This is a genomic window from Marinomonas sp. FW-1 (genome assembly GCF_005222245.1).
GTDB classification, from domain to species: Bacteria; Pseudomonadota; Gammaproteobacteria; order Pseudomonadales; family Marinomonadaceae; genus Marinomonas; species Marinomonas alcarazii.
Map to the genome: position 1 here is coordinate 404,708 of NZ_CP025987.1, position 15,154 is coordinate 419,861.

At 44.1% G+C, this 15,154-nt stretch carries 18 protein-coding genes; 16 read left to right on the forward strand and 2 right to left on the reverse strand.

What is annotated here, in order from left to right:
* Positions 1–254: 254 nt before the first annotated feature.
* From C1X04_RS01845 to C1X04_RS01865, 5 genes are all read left to right on the forward strand, one after another.
* Entirely contained in the window at positions 255–1,253 is a 999-nt protein-coding gene (locus C1X04_RS01845; protein WP_110574864.1) for a TRAP transporter substrate-binding protein, read from the forward strand.
* A 114-nt stretch (positions 1,254–1,367) separates the two neighbouring features.
* On the forward strand, positions 1,368–1,880 hold the full coding sequence (locus C1X04_RS01850) for a TRAP transporter small permease (protein WP_245927020.1): 513 nt from the start codon (positions 1,368–1,370) through the stop codon (positions 1,878–1,880).
* Position 1,881: 1 nt separating this feature from the next.
* On the forward strand, positions 1,882–3,165 hold the full coding sequence (locus C1X04_RS01855; protein ID WP_110574867.1) for a TRAP transporter large permease: 1,284 nt from the start codon (positions 1,882–1,884) through the stop codon (positions 3,163–3,165).
* 16 nt (positions 3,166–3,181) lie between these two features.
* Positions 3,182–3,994, forward strand: a complete 813-nt coding sequence (locus C1X04_RS01860; RefSeq protein ID WP_254682313.1) for an NAD(P)-dependent oxidoreductase — start codon at positions 3,182–3,184, stop codon at positions 3,992–3,994.
* A gap of 132 nt (positions 3,995–4,126) precedes the next feature.
* Complete coding sequence (locus tag C1X04_RS01865; RefSeq protein WP_137169043.1) at positions 4,127–5,038, forward strand: 5-dehydro-4-deoxyglucarate dehydratase; 912 nt, start codon at positions 4,127–4,129, stop codon at positions 5,036–5,038.
* Positions 5,039–5,142: 104 nt separating this feature from the next.
* On the opposite strand, the gene C1X04_RS01870 is transcribed toward C1X04_RS01865, so the two are convergent.
* Positions 5,143–5,988, reverse strand: coding sequence for an isopenicillin N synthase family oxygenase (locus C1X04_RS01870; protein ID WP_110574871.1), 846 nt, complete (start codon positions 5,986–5,988; stop codon positions 5,143–5,145).
* A 98-nt stretch (positions 5,989–6,086) separates the two neighbouring features.
* Positions 6,087–6,242: a hypothetical protein gene (locus C1X04_RS18385; RefSeq protein WP_175404877.1), complete on the reverse strand. Its 156-nt coding sequence runs from the start codon at positions 6,240–6,242 to the stop codon at positions 6,087–6,089.
* Between the two features lie 297 nt (positions 6,243–6,539).
* Here C1X04_RS18385 and C1X04_RS01875 point away from each other — a divergent pair, with 297 nt between their 5' ends.
* The 11 genes from C1X04_RS01875 to C1X04_RS01925 all read left to right on the forward strand — a co-directional run bounded on the left by C1X04_RS01875 (position 6,540) and on the right by C1X04_RS01925 (position 15,152).
* Positions 6,540–7,112, forward strand: coding sequence for a YqgE/AlgH family protein (locus C1X04_RS01875; protein ID WP_245927022.1), 573 nt, complete (start codon positions 6,540–6,542; stop codon positions 7,110–7,112).
* A complete protein-coding gene (gene ruvX, locus C1X04_RS01880) occupies positions 7,112–7,582 on the forward strand; it encodes a Holliday junction resolvase RuvX (RefSeq protein ID WP_110574874.1) in 471 nt (156 codons plus the stop codon). Before C1X04_RS01875 ends, ruvX begins: the two co-directional genes overlap by 1 nt.
* Before the next feature lie 56 nt (positions 7,583–7,638).
* The gene (gene pyrR, locus C1X04_RS01885; protein WP_137169044.1) at positions 7,639–8,136 is read left to right on the forward strand and encodes a bifunctional pyr operon transcriptional regulator/uracil phosphoribosyltransferase PyrR; all 498 of its coding nucleotides are present in this window, start codon (positions 7,639–7,641) and stop codon (positions 8,134–8,136) included.
* 237 nt (positions 8,137–8,373) lie between these two features.
* The gene (locus C1X04_RS01890) at positions 8,374–9,378 is read left to right on the forward strand and encodes an aspartate carbamoyltransferase catalytic subunit (RefSeq protein ID WP_110574878.1); all 1,005 of its coding nucleotides are present in this window, start codon (positions 8,374–8,376) and stop codon (positions 9,376–9,378) included.
* A 1-nt stretch (position 9,379) separates the two neighbouring features.
* Positions 9,380–10,657, forward strand: coding sequence for a dihydroorotase (locus C1X04_RS01895; protein ID WP_110574880.1), 1,278 nt, complete (start codon positions 9,380–9,382; stop codon positions 10,655–10,657).
* Positions 10,658–10,770: 113 nt separating this feature from the next.
* Positions 10,771–11,877, forward strand: a complete 1,107-nt coding sequence (locus C1X04_RS01900) for a GGDEF domain-containing protein (RefSeq protein ID WP_175404878.1) — start codon at positions 10,771–10,773, stop codon at positions 11,875–11,877.
* Between the two features lie 121 nt (positions 11,878–11,998).
* Positions 11,999–12,727 carry a YggS family pyridoxal phosphate-dependent enzyme gene (locus tag C1X04_RS01905; protein WP_137169045.1) on the forward strand — a complete coding sequence of 243 codons (729 nt, stop codon included), beginning with the start codon at positions 11,999–12,001 and terminating at the stop codon, positions 12,725–12,727.
* 65 nt (positions 12,728–12,792) lie between these two features.
* A complete protein-coding gene (gene proC, locus C1X04_RS01910; RefSeq protein WP_137169046.1) occupies positions 12,793–13,620 on the forward strand; it encodes a pyrroline-5-carboxylate reductase in 828 nt (275 codons plus the stop codon).
* A gap of 18 nt (positions 13,621–13,638) precedes the next feature.
* Complete coding sequence (locus C1X04_RS01915; RefSeq protein WP_110574886.1) at positions 13,639–14,181, forward strand: YggT family protein; 543 nt, start codon at positions 13,639–13,641, stop codon at positions 14,179–14,181.
* Between the two features lie 169 nt (positions 14,182–14,350).
* Entirely contained in the window at positions 14,351–14,836 is a 486-nt protein-coding gene (coaD, locus tag C1X04_RS01920) for a pantetheine-phosphate adenylyltransferase (protein WP_110574890.1), read from the forward strand.
* Between the two features lie 64 nt (positions 14,837–14,900).
* Positions 14,901–15,152 carry a YfhL family 4Fe-4S dicluster ferredoxin gene (locus tag C1X04_RS01925; protein WP_110574892.1) on the forward strand — a complete coding sequence of 84 codons (252 nt, stop codon included), beginning with the start codon at positions 14,901–14,903 and terminating at the stop codon, positions 15,150–15,152.
* The last annotated feature ends 2 nt before the right edge of the window (positions 15,153–15,154 follow it).

Genomic DNA, 15,154 nt, shown 5'->3' on the forward strand with positions numbered 1-15,154 from the left:
TCTCGATTTACATTACGTGTATAAGTGGTAGGTAGTGTATCACATATGATGACTCTGGTTTTTCTTTAAATTCTGGCTACTTTATAAGTAGCTCATAGTATTTTTTAGAGTTAGTCATATGATGTCTGTTGTATTACAAATAGATCTTATGATACAAATTAATGGTTGGTTATATGTGTTTTGCCTAAACGATCATCTCGACAATATAAACCGCCACCTATAATGATACTGGTGACGAAAAAGGAGAAATAACAATGATAAAAAAATTTTCCACTAAAAAAATCGGGTCTGCTTTACTGGTTAGTGGTGCCTTAGCCGCTTCATGTTTTGCACCCTTAGCGCAAGCGGATTGGAAGGGATGGAATGTCCATCCTGCTGGCTATCCAGTGACAGTAGCGATGGAGTCTTTTATAAAAGAAGCTGAGAAAGCGACTGATGGTCGTGTCAGTGGTCGAGTTTATAATGGCGCTATTCTTGGTAGCCAAGAAGATGCGATCCAAATGATGCAAGTTGGCGGTATCGATTTTGCGGAATTTAACTTAGGCCCGATCGGCGCCTCTGTGCCAGAAGTCAATGTCGTTTCTTTACCTTTCATTTTCAAAGATGTTGAACACATGCATCGTGTTATGGATGGCCCTGTGGGTGACGAGTTAAGTAAAGCAATGGAGAAAAAAGGGATCATCTCTTTGGCTTGGTATGATTCTGGATCTCGCTCCTTTTACGATTCACGCAAACCGATAAAAACACCTGAAGACATGAAGGGCATGAAGTTTCGTGTAATGAATAACGAGCTTTATGTTGGCATGGTAGAAGCGCTTGGTGGTAACGCAACACCAATGGCTTACTCTGAAGTGTACCAATCTCTTAAAACTGGTGTAGTAGATGGCGCTGAAAACAACTGGCCATCTTATGACTCTAGTAATCATTTCGAAGTCGCAAAATATTATTCTTTGACTCAGCACCTTATTTTGCCTGAAACCTTGAGTGTCAGTGCAAAAGCATGGGCTAAGTTGTCTCCGGAAGACCAAAAAGCCGTTCGCAAAGCCGCACAAGACAGTGCAGAGTTTCAACGCAAGCTGTGGGCTGAAAAAGTCACCGAGAGCCGTGAAAAGCTAATCAAAGCAGGTATTCAAATCACAGAAATCGAAGACAAATCGGCTTTCCAAGATGCGATGGCGCCTGTTTATGCTAAAGCGGTCAAAGATAATCCTACCTTGGCTCCATTAATCGAAAAAATTCGCAACACGAAATAAATCGTAGAGTGAATTAAGCGCCGCCATCGAACGCTTTGGTGTTGGGTGGCGGCAATTCGATGATTTTTTATCGCGAGTAATGTGATGAATTCTTCTCCTATAAAAGAACCAATCGTGAAGCGTTTTCTTGACCTGTTGTCAGTCATTGCTATGAGCATTTCTGGTGTGTGTATGGTCATTCTTGTTTTGTCGTTCGGTTGGTTAGTATTTGGTCGTTATGTCTTAAATGATACCCCAACTTGGGTCGAGCAAATGGCTATGTTGTTGGTTACTGCGATCACTTTTTTAGGTGCTTCAGTCGGTATTCATCAACGTACGCATTTAAGCGTTGAAATGCTGTCTTTGGTGCTACCAGAGAAGAGCATGAGGTGCGTCGATATTTTTATTGATCTAACGCTCTTGGTATTTGGTGTTGCTATGGCTTATTTCAGTCATGAACTGGCTTCTTTTGCTTGGAGTCGCAACATTCCTTTATTAGGGATTCCCGATGGCATTCGTTACATTCCGGTAGTGACTGCGGGCATTCTAATTTTTCTTTTCTCTTCCTTCCGTGTGTTCAATGGCGTAGTTGCGTTATTTTCGCCTCAGGAAGCAGTGAATAAATCCGCTTCAGAAGGGGATCGATAGCATGGGCTTAGCAATTCTATTAGGCATTTTTGCCTTATTAACTGTGGTTGGTGTGCCGGTGGCGTTTGCACTAGGTATGGCTGCGATCAGTGCATTTTGGTACGAAGGTCTGCCAATTATGATTGGCTTCCAGCGTATTGTAGCTGGTATGTCTACCTTCTCTTTATTGGCTATTCCATTCTTTATTTTTGCCGGTGAGTTGATGTTGCATGGTGGTATTGCAGCACGTTTGATTCGCTTGGCGTCTGCCAGTGTAGGCTGGATGCGTGGTGGTTTAGGGCAGGTTAACGTCTTTTCGAGTATGTTGTTCGGTGGTATTTCTGGGTCAGCGGTAGCGGATGTATCTGCTCTAGGGTCTTTGCTTATTCCTGTGATGAAGGAAAAAGGCTACGACGACGACTATGCCGTGAACGTAACGGTAAGTTCTTCTATCGCAGGCATCATGATTCCACCCAGTCATAATATGATTTTGTATGTGGTTGCAGCAGGTGGTGGCATTTCAGTTGCCAGCTTGTTTATTGCTGGCATTGTCCCCGGAATTTTAATGTGTTTGTTGTTGGGTTTTGTTGCTCGTTGGATCGCGATTCGCAGGAATTTTCCGACAGAACAATTTGCGGGATGGCGTTTTATCTTTGTGGCGTTTATTGCCTCGTTTCCTGGCTTAATCACCGCGATTATTGTCGTCGGTGGCGCCTTATCAGGCATCTTCACTGTGACTGAGTCTGGGGCTATTGGTGCTTTATATGCGATCGTCATTACAGCGTTTGTTTACCGCTCTTTAAGCTTAAGAGACTTTTGGATTGCCGTTATCCGTTCGGTAAAAACAACGGGAATGGTGATGATTCTGGTTGGTTGTGCAGGCGCATTTGGTTACATGCTGGCCCTCTATGAAGTTCCTAAAGTGCTAGCCAGTGCGCTTACGTCGGTTTCGGATAATCCGATAATTATCTTTTTGCTAATGAATCTGATTTTGCTTTTGTTAGGCATGATTATGGACATGGCGGCACTGATTTTAATTTGTACTCCTATTTTCTTACCTGTTGCTGTTGGTCTGGGAATGGACCCAATCCAATTTGGTGTGATGCTGATGATGAACTTGGGGTTGGGGCTTTGTACGCCGCCTGTTGGTGGTTGTTTGTTTGTGGGTTGTGCCATTGGTGAAGTGCCCATTCAAAGAGCAGTAAAAAGCATTTGGCCATTTTACTTGGCCATTCTGGCAGCACTGATGCTGGTGACATATATTCCGGCGGTGTCTATGACTTTGCCTAGCTGGATAAACTCATAACAATAGAGGCATTTTTATGACCAGAGAAGTAAAAATGAAACGTGTTTTAATCACAGGGGCTGCAGGTCATTTAGGTAACGTAATGCGTTCCCGATTAAATGATTGGGCGACTGAAATTCGTCTTTCAGATATTGCTAAGGTCGATGATTTAAAAGCGAACGAACAGTATGTGCATTGTGATTTAGGCGATGCCGATGCGGTTATGTCCTTAGTTGAAGGGTGTGATGCTATTGTGCACTTCGGAGGCGTTTCAACTGAAAACACCTTTGACAGTATTCTGCATGGCAACATCAAAGGTTCTTACAATTTATATGAAGCGGCTAGGAAAAATGGCGTAAAGCGTATCTTTTTTGCTAGCTCCAATCATGTAATTGGCTTTCACGAGAGAGAAACTCTGTTAGATGCCCACAGCCCAATGCGACCAGATAGTATTTATGGGTTATCAAAAGGCTTTGGTGAGTTATTAGCACAGTATTATTACGATAAATTTGGTATTGAATCAGCATTAGTCCGCATTGGTTCTTGCTTCCCTAAGCCGCGCAATCGTCGCATGTTATCGACTTGGTTAAGTGAAGGGGATTTGGCTGATTTGATCAAAAAAGTATATGCCGCAGATCGATTAGGCTGCACGGTAATATATGGTGTATCTGATAACCCAAGTACATGGTGGGATAATCGCTATGCCAAGTTTATAGGTTGGACGCCAAAGGATTCTTCTGCGGTATTTGAAAATGAAGCCTATTTACAAGAAGAGCAGACAGACCCAAATGACCCTGCAGTACGTTTTCAAGGAGGGCTATTCGTCAGTGCTGGGCACTATGAAGATTAGCGCTTACGTCAGAGTTGATTTCGATTAAATCAAAATAACTTGATTAGTTTTACTACCCAATTTATTGGGTAGGGTTTTGTGTAACCAAAATATGCGTTTTAACCCTAAAAAAATAATAAAGAGGATGTTGTTATGACACTTTCCGTCGAGCGTATTCGGGCGTCTCTTAGTGATGGTTTGCTTTCGTTTCCCGTGACAGATTTTGATGAAAAAGGGCAATTTAATCCCGAAACTTATAAGGCTCGGATTGAATGGTTTATTGAGCATGATGTCTCTTCTGTGTTTGTTGCCGGTGGGACGGGCGAGTTTTTCTCTTTGGATTTAGCGGAATATAAGCAAATTGTAAAAATTGCTGTTGAGACTGTGGCTGGCCGAGTTCCTGTTATTGCCAGTGCAGGACGCAGTGTTGCTGAAGCTAAGGCGTTTGTTCTGGCTGCACAAGAAGCAGGCTGTGATGGCATTCTATTAATGCCGCCGTTTTTAACAGAGTGCCCAGAAGACGGTATTGTTGAGTACGCTTCTCAGATTATGCAAAGCAGCCCTATTCAGTTCATTTATTATAACCGTGGTAACGGTATTTTAAGTGCGGAAAACGTCAAATTGTTGGCTGCGAATAATCCAAATTTAATTGCATTAAAAGATGGTGTAGGCAACATCGCCGCTTTGAATGATACGATTAAAACAGTTGGCGATAGATTGGTGTATATCGGTGGTGTACCAACAGCAGAAATTTTTGCAGAGGCTTACCTTTCAATTGGTGTAAATACGTATTCTTCAGCCGTTTTTAACTTTATGCCAGAAATGGCAAACCGCTTTTACAAGGCATTGCGAGAGGGAAATAAGGCGGTAGTTACCTCTATTATTCAGGGTTTCTTTATTCCATTTTGTCGATTACGTGATGAGAAAAAGGGTTATGCGGTGAGCCTTATTAAATCTGGGGCGTCACAGATTGGTCGATCTGCTGGGGCGGTGAGAGCGCCTTTAACTATGCCGACAGCCGAACAGGAGCGTCGACTTAAAGCATTAATCGACGCGAATAAATAGAGGTCTTCAGCTGTTAGTTGATATCCCTTAGCGTTTAATAAAAAAGCCACGGCTCATATTTCAATGATGAGCCGTGGCTTTTTTGTGTTCTTACTTCATTAATACTAGGCGGGTAAAACACCCAATTCGACTAAGCGTTCATGCAAATAGCTTTTTGCTGTATGGCGTTCAGAAAGTACGACTTCTGGCTTTGGGTGCAAAAACAGAGGCAGAGAAATACGTGATTTGGTTTTGTCTGCGCCTTCTGGATTAATGACTCGGTGTGAAGTGGATGGGAAATACCCTCCAGAGGCTTCCTGTAGCATGTCACCAATATTGACGATTAGCGTACCAAAGTCACAGGGTACGTCCATCCAAGTGCCGTCTTTGGCTTTCACTTGTAATCCTGGCTCGTTGGCAGAGGGAAGTATTGTTAATAAATTAATGTCTTCATGAGCGCCTGCGCGAATCGCACCGAGCTCTTCATCACCTTTTAGTGGTGGGTAATGCAAAATACGCAGTAAGGTTTGCTGGCTACCTTCTACCATGCTGGAAAGCGGCTGTGAGTAATGCTTCGCTACGTCTGCAGGGGAATGCTGTTCTACCCAAGAGAGGAGTTCTTCGGCCAAGCGGGTGGCCTCGCCATAATATTGCTCTAAAAATGGCTTCTGCTTGGCTGGGCATTGTCCCCAAGGATAGTAATGGAAGTATTCTTTTATATCTCGCTTGGTGTGGCCTTTGGCAGTTTCAGCAACTTTTGGCGAGAAGTAACCGTCTTGAGGACCCACATTGTAGCGGTAGTCGTATTTACTCTCATCCGCAAAGAACTCTTGCCAATCTTGGTAGATGTCGCTGACAAGCTGTTTTTTTATTGGGTGGTTTTTTAGAACACCAAAGCCGGTTTCACGTAGAGATTTTACAAAGTCTTCTGCGGCGGTTGGGCTTGTGTAATCAATGGCTTGTAATTGCATGAGTGTTTCCTATAGGCCAAATGCTGGCTTTTTTGTCTGAATAGGTACCGTTTGATCATAGACGGATACGGAGAATTTTCGAGAACAATATAGGGAATCTAAGACGACCAGCCGCTGTGGAAAAAGTAGCGCAAGTCCACGGTTTCTGCTTGATAGTGCTGAACCCATTGCGCCAAACTCATCGAATGCAGACGATCAAACATCTCAGCGTTAGCCGATTCAATTTGTACGTGTTGTGATGATGTTAAGGGCACTGCAGGCCTCCTAAACGCATGGTTTTTTCATTCTGATTATAGGATCAGAAAGGTTAGTTTACTGCTTGAAAAGCAAGTTTTGAAGGGATTCGGTAATAAATTGTCAAAGAGGGGTGGGTTAATTCTCAGTTTGTCCTATACTGGGTGGGTCGGCTGTTTACATTTGCCGTCTTCTTTCGCACTTCTCTACTGTCTATATTTTCGTTTTTGTTGGCAAGTTTGGTCTCAGGTTCAAGTACTTCTTAGGTTTTAGTAACAGGCGCGTTTCTTGCGCTGTCATCAATTTAAAGAGGGCACATGACTATGAATACATTTTTCGATTCGTTTAAAAATCACTTTTTAATTTCAATGCCACATCTAGACGACCCACATTTTGAACACACTGTTATTTATCTGTGTGAACATACCAAAGCCGGTGCCATGGGGATTATCATCAATCGTCCCTCAAATGTTGATTTTACCGAATTGGCAGACCATCTCGGCATTCAAATTCAAAACCCACGCTTAACCTCTGAGCCAATATACACTGGTGGTCCAGTAGAAGCAGAGCGTGGTTTTATTCTGCACACAGCAGATAAAGTTTGGAGTAATACTTTGCCTGTTACCGATGAGGTTTCTTTGTCTGCGTCGTTAGAAGCGTTGGAAGAAATTGCGCAAGGCACAGGGCCTGAAGCCTTTCGTATTACGTTAGGTTGCGCTGGTTGGGACGCAGGTCAGCTTGAAGGTGAAATCGCCAATAATGATTGGCTGGTATGTGAGGCGGATTTAGACGTATTATTCCACACACCAAGTGATATGCAATTTACCGCCGCGACGCGCGTGTTGGGAATTGATATGACAAGACTTTCACCGGATATAGGACATGGTTAATGACAGCGTCAATCTCGACAGGTACGTCTTTAGACGATAACCATAAGCCCAATACTGCTCGTTCAGTGTTGGGCTTTGATTTTGGCACGACGCGAATGGGGGTGGCAATTGGTCAAAGTATCACCGGCACCGCCCAGCCGCTGGATCCATTAAAAGCAAAAGATGGTATCCCTAATTGGGAAGAGATTACTCGTATCGTTGAAGAGTGGAAGCCGGATGCGTTTGTTGTGGGCTTACCTCTAGATATGGACGGTACAGAAAATGAGATGTGTCAACGTGCGCGCAAGTTTGCTAAACGCTTGCATGGACGTTTTAATCTTCCATACCATATGATGGACGAACGCTTGTCTTCTTATGAAGCCAAAGGGCAGGTTATCGCGCGTGGGGGGAACCGTAATTTTAAAGAAAACTCGGTAGATGGGTTGGCCGCACAAATGATTGTCGAAACATGGTTTGCAGAATCTCATTAAGCAAACGGGTTTGAGTAGCGGTTTTTAAAGAATTTATTAGCAAGGTTTGAGAAATAATGAAGTTAGATTTAGAGCAATCTCTAGCGTCAATGCAAACGCAATTAGCAGCCTATTGTGAGCAGAAAAACATTGAAGACGCGATTGTCGTTGGTATTCATTCTGGCGGCGTGTGGGTGGCAGAGCGTTTAATGTCAGCCGTGCCAACCAGTGAGCCTTTGGCGACACTGGATATCACCTTTTACCGCGATGATTTTACCAAAGCAGGTTTGAACCCTAAAGTGAATCAAACCTTGTTGCCTGCAACAGAAGACCGTCATGTTATTTTAGTGGATGACGTGCTTATGTCAGGTCGTACTATTCGTGCAGCGATGAATGAGATATTCGACTTTGGCCGACCAGCCAGTGTGACTCTAGCCATTCTGTATGACCTTGGTCAGCATGAGCTGCCGATTGCGGCGGATATTGTCGGTGAGCGATTGACTCTTAATCCTGAGCAAAGGGTCAAGTTGGTGGGCCCTGAAAACTTGAGTGTCTCAATCATTGATGCTAATTAATATGCGCGACAAAGCTTTATTTTTTGTCGAACACGTACGACAATTAACGTATGGATAAGATTAACGGTGCGGCGGTTGCAAGAATGACATTTCATCAGAACACAAGATGGAATAACCGTTTCGTGCTACTAATGCCCGGCTGCAGATTGTCTGTACCGGGCATTTTCCTATCTAGACTTCCTATTTAAAATAGAGAATGACGACCATGTCGTCTTTGCAGTTTGAGGAAAGCAAACCATGATGCGATCCGAGCCTCGGGCATTACAGTTAAATGAACACGGCCAGCTTAAGCATTTTCTAACGTTGGATGGATTAGATAAAACCATTTTGACGGAGATTCTGGATCGAGCCGACTCCTTTCTTTCTATGGGTGAGCAATCCGTTAAGAAAGTTCCTCTGCTACGTGGCAAAACCGTAGTCAATTTATTTTTCGAAAACTCCACTCGTACACGTACTACTTTTGAACTCGCCGCCAAGCGTTTGTCTGCCGATGTTATCAACTTAAATATTGAAACATCAGCCACTTCGAAAGGGGAATCTTTACTAGATACTCTAAAAAATTTAGAAGCGATGCAAAGCGACATGTTTATTGTTCGTCATTCCGACAGCGGTGCGGCGCATTTTATTGCTGAGCATTGCACGCCGAATGTCGCGATTATTAATGCTGGCGATGGTCGTCATGCACACCCAACGCAAGCCATGCTAGATATGCTGACGATTCGTCGTCACAAAGGTAGCTTTGAAGGGCTAAAAGTCGCGATTGTTGGTGATATTCTTCATTCACGTGTCGCCCGTTCTCAGCTTCAAGCACTAACAACCTTGGGCGTGAGCGAAGTGCGTTTAGTGGGGCCTAAAACTTTAGTGCCTAGTTTCTTTGCTGAGATGGGCGCGACAATTTGCCACGACCTAGAAGCGGGCCTTAACGGTGTAGACGTGGTGGTGATGTTGCGCCTTCAAAAAGAACGCATGAAAGGTGCCTTGCTACCGAGCGAAAGCGAATTTTATCGTTTATATGGTTTGACCGAAGACAGTCTCGCTTGGGCAAAACCGGATGCGATAGTGATGCACCCAGGCCCGATTAACCGTGGCGTGGAAATTTCCTCGGACGTTGCTGATGGTAAACAATCGGTCATTTTAGACCAAGTGACAAACGGTATTGCAGTGCGTATGGCGGTATTGTCTATGGCCATGAGTGGGCAATTGCAAAGAGACGAATCGCCAGCTGTGAAGGATGAAGAATAGTATGAAATTACGTATTCAAAACGGTCGTTTGATCGACCCAAGTCAAGACATCGACGCAGTAACGGAATTGTTCATCGATAATCAAAAAATCGTTGCGATCGGTGAGGCGCCAGAAGGCTTCGAGAATGCCGAAGTGGTTGATGCCTCTGGTCAGTGGATTTTACCTGGCCTGGTGGATCTTGCCGTGTCATTGCGTGAGCCTGGTCAAACGCAAAAAGGCAGCATTGCGACAGAAGGTCGTGCAGCTGTCGCCGGCGGTATTACTACCTTGGTCTGCCCACCAGACACGCGACCAATTGTCGATACGCCTGCAGTGGCGGCATTGATTCAAGATAAAGCCGATGAAGCCGGAATGGCGAATGTGTTTCCTCTTGGTGCATTGACCCAAGGGTTAGAAGGCGCACAACTTAGCAACATGGTTGCCTTAACGGAAGCGGGGTGTATTGCGCTGTCGAATCATCGTCACCCAATGGCCAGTACAAAAGTATTGTCCAGAGCGCTTGAATACGCAGCGACGCATGATTTGTTGGTCGTCTTCCATCCTGATGAGTCCAGTCTTTCAGAAGGGGGCTGCGCCCATGAAGGCTTGATGTCGACAATGCACGGTTTGGCAGGAATTCCTGAAGAAGCGGAAACCATCGCTCTAATGCGAGATTTATTGTTGGTTGAGAAAACGGGCGTACGCGCGCATTTTGCTCGACTGTCTTGCGCCAAGTCTGTTGAAATGATTGCCGATGCAAAAGCATCAGGTTTGGATGTGACGGCCGATGTTGCGGTACATAACTTGCTGCTAAATGATCAAGTGTTAAGTGGCTTTGATGGGCATTATCATGTGTTGCCACCTTTGCGCAGTGATGAAGATCGCTTGACGCTTATTGAGGGGATCAAAGCAGGTGTGATTACGGCGATTTGCTCTGATCATCAGCCCCATGAAAAGATGGCGAAAACTGCTCCTTTCGCGGCAACAGAACCGGGCATGGCAAACGTCGAGGTCTTGTTACCATTGGCCATGTTACTGATGGACGAAGGGGATTTGGATTTCACCACCGTTCTGAAATGCTTAACCTCGGGCCCAGCTGCCTGCTTTGGTTTAGAGGCAGGGTCTTTGTCTGTGGGTAGCTTTGCTGACTTTGTTTTGTTTGATAGCACTGTGCGCTGGACTTGGGATTATGAAGGGCGTAGAACAAAAGGTCATAACTCCCCTTACTTTGGTGAAGAATTTGTGGGAAGAGTGTTGACCACATATATTTCTGGCCAACGCGTTTATCAAGTTGCATAAACGTTCTTTTTAGTATGGTTTGGCCAAGATTTTCCTTGGTCGGGCCTTACTATTTCTTTACTTTTGATATTCGCCCGTTAATCTAGTTTGAATTACAAACGGATGTGGTTTTTATGTCTATCGACACCTTAAATATACAGTCAGAACAGCAGCAGACCATGCTGTCTCGTATTGCATGCCTTGAAAAAGAACGAGACTTCATAAAGAAATTGTACAGCGACATGCCTCACATGCTGCAAACAATTGCCAAAGGCGCTGTTCTCAGTAGTTTACTGGATAGCTTCAGGGTGAAGATGCAAGCGCAGCTGCCGAACGCGTATTGTTTGTTTCTTACCAGTGACAAAGATTGCCTACAATGGCGCCTGCAATATACAGACGCTGTTAATGCCGCTTTGCTCACTCCCAATAGCCTTCTTAGTAAGATTCCCCAAGCGTTAGTGACTTTTGCGGCAAGCCCTTCTTGTCCAATACGCCATGAGGAAAATATTCAAACTGCCGCTGGTTGGAAAGTTTGGCATTCGTTTATTGATAAACAAGATTTTTCTGATGTCTCTATGGTTAGTGTGTCGGATGGCAAGGGGACGATTTATTTATTGGCGGTATTTCAGCAAGACCGCCATCGATTAGCTGATGACCTGGTGACATTGGCTTTAGACAGTTATGCGTCTTGGCTCAGTGCCGTATTTGAAAGGGAGCAAGCTGATCTATCATTACTAGAAGATAGTCATAGAGATCCCATAACTGGTTTGCTACGACGACACAGTTTCGAGAACAGTTTTAACATTATTTTGAAAGACGCGCGTCGTCATTTTTTGCGCGCTGCAGTATTTTCAATAAAAATTCTTTCTTCATCAGCAATCAAAGACGCCGAGTTAAAAATCTTGGCTGAGGTGATGCAGGAAACGGTGCGTGATAATGACTTAATTGCCTATTTTGGTGGACGTCAACTGGTGATGGGGATTCGTATTCAGAACTTAGCCGATGCTGAAATCGTGGCGCAAAAATTACTGCAGTCTCTGAATGCCAAACAGTTCTCGGGCAAAAGTCTGTTACAAGGCGGCTTGTCTATTGGTATTGCTTTTTATCCTGAGCACTCATCTCTTGATGCGCTTTATAGCGCGGCAACGTCAGCTGCGGATTCTTTAAAAAATACTCCCGGCTACCGAATGGAATTCCATGGCAAATATTTTCAATCCAGTACGGATTTTTATACCCTCTAAGTTTTTTTCAGTCTTTTAAAATAATGCTATGCTTCGCCTTTTGAGGCGCTTCCTTTATCATCGATTGATGTATTGGAATGATCGTTAGGTTTTAACATCGATAACAAAGAGGCGTGGCGATATGACAACTGAAGCAGAGCGCATCGACACTGAAGAGATTAGAGCGAATTTAGCGGTCGTGACTCAACAGATCGAAGAGCTTGAACAGCAATTTGATCGAGCGGCGGGCAGCGTTCGTTTATTGGCGGTAAGTAAAACCAAACCCATTGAAGCAATTCAAGCTGCTTACGATGTAGGGCAGCGAGCATTTGGTGAGAACTACGTGCAAGAAGCCGTAGAAAAACGCAGTGCTTTGGCGCATTTAGCCGATATTGAATGGCATTTCATCGGCCCTATCCAATCTAACAAATCACGATTAATTGCTGAATCTATGGACTGGGTTCATTCTATTGATCGTGAAAAAATCGCTCGTCGTCTAAGTGAACAACGTCCAGAGAGCATGCCGCCATTAAATGTCTGCATCCAAATTAATATCAGCGGTGAAGAAAGCAAAGCAGGCGTGTCATTGTCACAGTTAAACGACATGGTCGCTCTCGTTTCCAGTTTGCCAAATTTACAGCTCAGAGGTCTAATGGCGATTCCGGCACCACAAGAAAACTTTGCCGCGCAATGTCTTGTGTATGAACCTTTACAGCAGGCGTTCATTGAATTATCTAAATCCGATAGCATGATAGATACCTTATCAATCGGTATGTCTGGTGATTTACCTGCAGCGGTTGCCTCTAGTAGTACAATGGTTCGGGTGGGAACAGCGATTTTCGGTGCGCGTGATTATTCTGCTAAGGCATGAAAATAGAGTTTTAAAATAGACGGCGATAAAGCCTCTGCTTAAAGAATGAAATAATAGGATTTGAAATGAAACCAAGTATTGCTTTTATCGGTGTTGGAAATATGGCCAGAGCCATTTTTAGTGGTTTGCTGGCGAGCGGTTACCCAGCTGATAGAATTATGGGAACGTCTAGAACACCAGAGAAACGCGAGTATTACCAGCAGCAATACGGCATTTCAATGTATTCGGAGAATGAGCAAGCCGTGAGCGAAGCGGATGTGGTTGTGCTGTGTGTGAAACCAGCGCAAATGCAATCAGTGGTGAAGGAATTTGCTTCTTTTGTCCGTGAAGATCAGCTATTCATTTCCGTGGCAGCTGGTGTGGAGCTTGATTCACTGGCGACTTGGTTGGGGAAATCGGTAGCGGTGGTTCGCAGTATGCCAAATACGCCTTCTCAGCTCGGTGCGGGTATGACAGGCTTGATTGCTAACCAATATACAGACGACTCTCAGAAAGAGTGGGTAAGCGAACTTTTTGCTAGCATTGGTAGCTCCGTGTGGATAGAAGACGAAGCGCACATGCACACAGTAACGGCATTATCAGGAAGTGCGCCAGCGTATTTCTTCCGTTTTGTGGAAGCCATGGTGAAAAATGCGAAAGAACAAGGCTTAGATGAAGAAACAAGTCGTCAGCTAGCCAGCCATGCCATGTTAGGTGCGGCTCGAATGATTGTTGAATTAGAAGACCCTATTGATCAGTTGCGAAAAAATATTACTTCGCCAAAGGGAACGACAGAGCAGGCTTTGTTGTCTTTTGAGGCGGCTGATATTGATAAAATCGTTGCGAATGCTATGCATGCGTGTGTTGAGCGCTCGAAAGAAATGGCAAAAACTTTTTCTGCCACGAAAGATTAATTTAAGGACATTAATAACATGTACTCAGATCCATTTGTAATGCTCGTAAAGGTTATTTGTAACCTTTACTTGTTTATTGTGCTGTTGCGTTTGGTTTTGCAACTGACAAGAGCCGACTTTTATAACCCAATTAGCCAAGGCATTGTGAAAGCAACTAGCCCTATCGTGTTGCCTTTGCGCAAAGTGATTCCATCGATCGGTCGCTTAGATACAGCGACTCTTGTGTTGGCGTTTCTCGTGCAGTTTATTACGGTGGCATTAGTTGTCGTGATTAGTGGTGCTGTTATTTCTTCAACCAGCTATGCTATTTATACGGTTGCAGGAACCATTTATCATCTGCTGGATCTGTATTTTTGGGCCATGCTTATTTCTGTCATCCTGAGCTGGGTGGCGCCGGGCGCAAATCATCCTGGCGCTATGTTGGTAGGGCAAATTACCGCGCCTTTGTATCGCACTTGCCAGCGTTTCATTCCAACCTTAGGTGGCCTTGATCTGTCACCGATCTTTATTTTCTTGGCGATTTCATTCTTGAAGCAAATGCTGGCACCTTACAGCATTTAATTCTATAAAATGAGTCGCAATGACGTCGATACATAGGGGACTGTGTTTCGACGAATTGAGAACAAGGTCGTATTCCTATATGATGCGACCCCTAAACGGGAATTAGAGCGCATTTATAGCGCCAGCAGCCCGACATGTTCTCCTTTATTAATTTTTTTGGATGAAAGCTATGAGTACGATTGCGGTTTATCCTGGGACATTTGACCCTATTACAAACGGCCATACGGATTTGGTTGAACGCGCGTCAAAGCTATTTAACAAAGTTATTGTAGCGGTGGCCGCGAGCCCGAAAAAACGTCCAGCCCTGTCTCATGAACTGCGTATTTCATTGGCAAAAAAGGTATTGGGTCATTTGCCCAATGTTGAAGTTGTGGGTTTTGATAACTTATTAACCGAGTTTACTCGTTCGGTGAATGGTCAGGTGGTTGTTCGTGGTCTTCGAGCAGTATCTGATTTCGAATACGAATTCCAATTAGCCAATATGAATCGTGCGATTGCACCTGATGTAGAAAGTATTTTTCTGACGCCTTCAGAGAAACACTCTTATATTTCTTCAACATTAGTTCGAGAAATTGCGTCGTTGAATGGTGACTTTGGGCAATTCGTTAACCCAGAAGTCAAACGTGTTTTACAGGAACACTATAAAACCATTTAATCTTGGTTTTGTTCATTGTCGTTATTGATACCGCCGAATAGTGTGGCGGTTTTAGGAGAGAAGTATGTCTCTTATTATTACAGATGAATGCATCAATTGTGATGTGTGCGAACCTGAATGTCCGAACGAGGCCATTTCTCAAGGTGAAGAAATATATGTAATTGAGCCTTCAAAATGCACCGAATGTGTTGGTCATTTTGATGAACCTCAATGTCAGCAAGTTTGTCCTGTTGATTGTATTCCTCTGGATCCAAATCATAAGGAAACAGAAGAGCAGTTAATGGAAAAATATTTAACGCTTACAGGTCAGCTTTAGCT

Coding starts and splice junctions, on each gene's coding strand:
- C1X04_RS01905 (WP_137169045.1), top strand. CDS start 11,999: ATGACAACTGAAGCAGAGCGCATCGACACTGAAGAGATTAGAGCGAAT.
- pyrR (WP_137169044.1), top strand. CDS start 7,639: ATGAAGTTAGATTTAGAGCAATCTCTAGCGTCAATGCAAACGCAATTA.
- ruvX (WP_110574874.1), top strand. CDS start 7,112: ATGACAGCGTCAATCTCGACAGGTACGTCTTTAGACGATAACCATAAG.
- C1X04_RS01845 (WP_110574864.1), top strand. CDS start 255: ATGATAAAAAAATTTTCCACTAAAAAAATCGGGTCTGCTTTACTGGTT.
- C1X04_RS01870 (WP_110574871.1), bottom strand. CDS start 5,988: ATGCAATTACAAGCCATTGATTACACAAGCCCAACCGCCGCAGAAGAC.
- C1X04_RS01895 (WP_110574880.1), top strand. CDS start 9,380: ATGAAATTACGTATTCAAAACGGTCGTTTGATCGACCCAAGTCAAGAC.
- C1X04_RS01860 (WP_254682313.1), top strand. CDS start 3,182: ATGACCAGAGAAGTAAAAATGAAACGTGTTTTAATCACAGGGGCTGCA.
- C1X04_RS01890 (WP_110574878.1), top strand. CDS start 8,374: ATGATGCGATCCGAGCCTCGGGCATTACAGTTAAATGAACACGGCCAG.
- C1X04_RS01925 (WP_110574892.1), top strand. CDS start 14,901: ATGTCTCTTATTATTACAGATGAATGCATCAATTGTGATGTGTGCGAA.
- coaD (WP_110574890.1), top strand. CDS start 14,351: ATGAGTACGATTGCGGTTTATCCTGGGACATTTGACCCTATTACAAAC.
- proC (WP_137169046.1), top strand. CDS start 12,793: ATGAAACCAAGTATTGCTTTTATCGGTGTTGGAAATATGGCCAGAGCC.
- C1X04_RS01900 (WP_175404878.1), top strand. CDS start 10,771: ATGTCTATCGACACCTTAAATATACAGTCAGAACAGCAGCAGACCATG.
- C1X04_RS01875 (WP_245927022.1), top strand. CDS start 6,540: ATGACTATGAATACATTTTTCGATTCGTTTAAAAATCACTTTTTAATT.
- C1X04_RS01915 (WP_110574886.1), top strand. CDS start 13,639: ATGTACTCAGATCCATTTGTAATGCTCGTAAAGGTTATTTGTAACCTT.
- C1X04_RS01855 (WP_110574867.1), top strand. CDS start 1,882: ATGGGCTTAGCAATTCTATTAGGCATTTTTGCCTTATTAACTGTGGTT.
- C1X04_RS01865 (WP_137169043.1), top strand. CDS start 4,127: ATGACACTTTCCGTCGAGCGTATTCGGGCGTCTCTTAGTGATGGTTTG.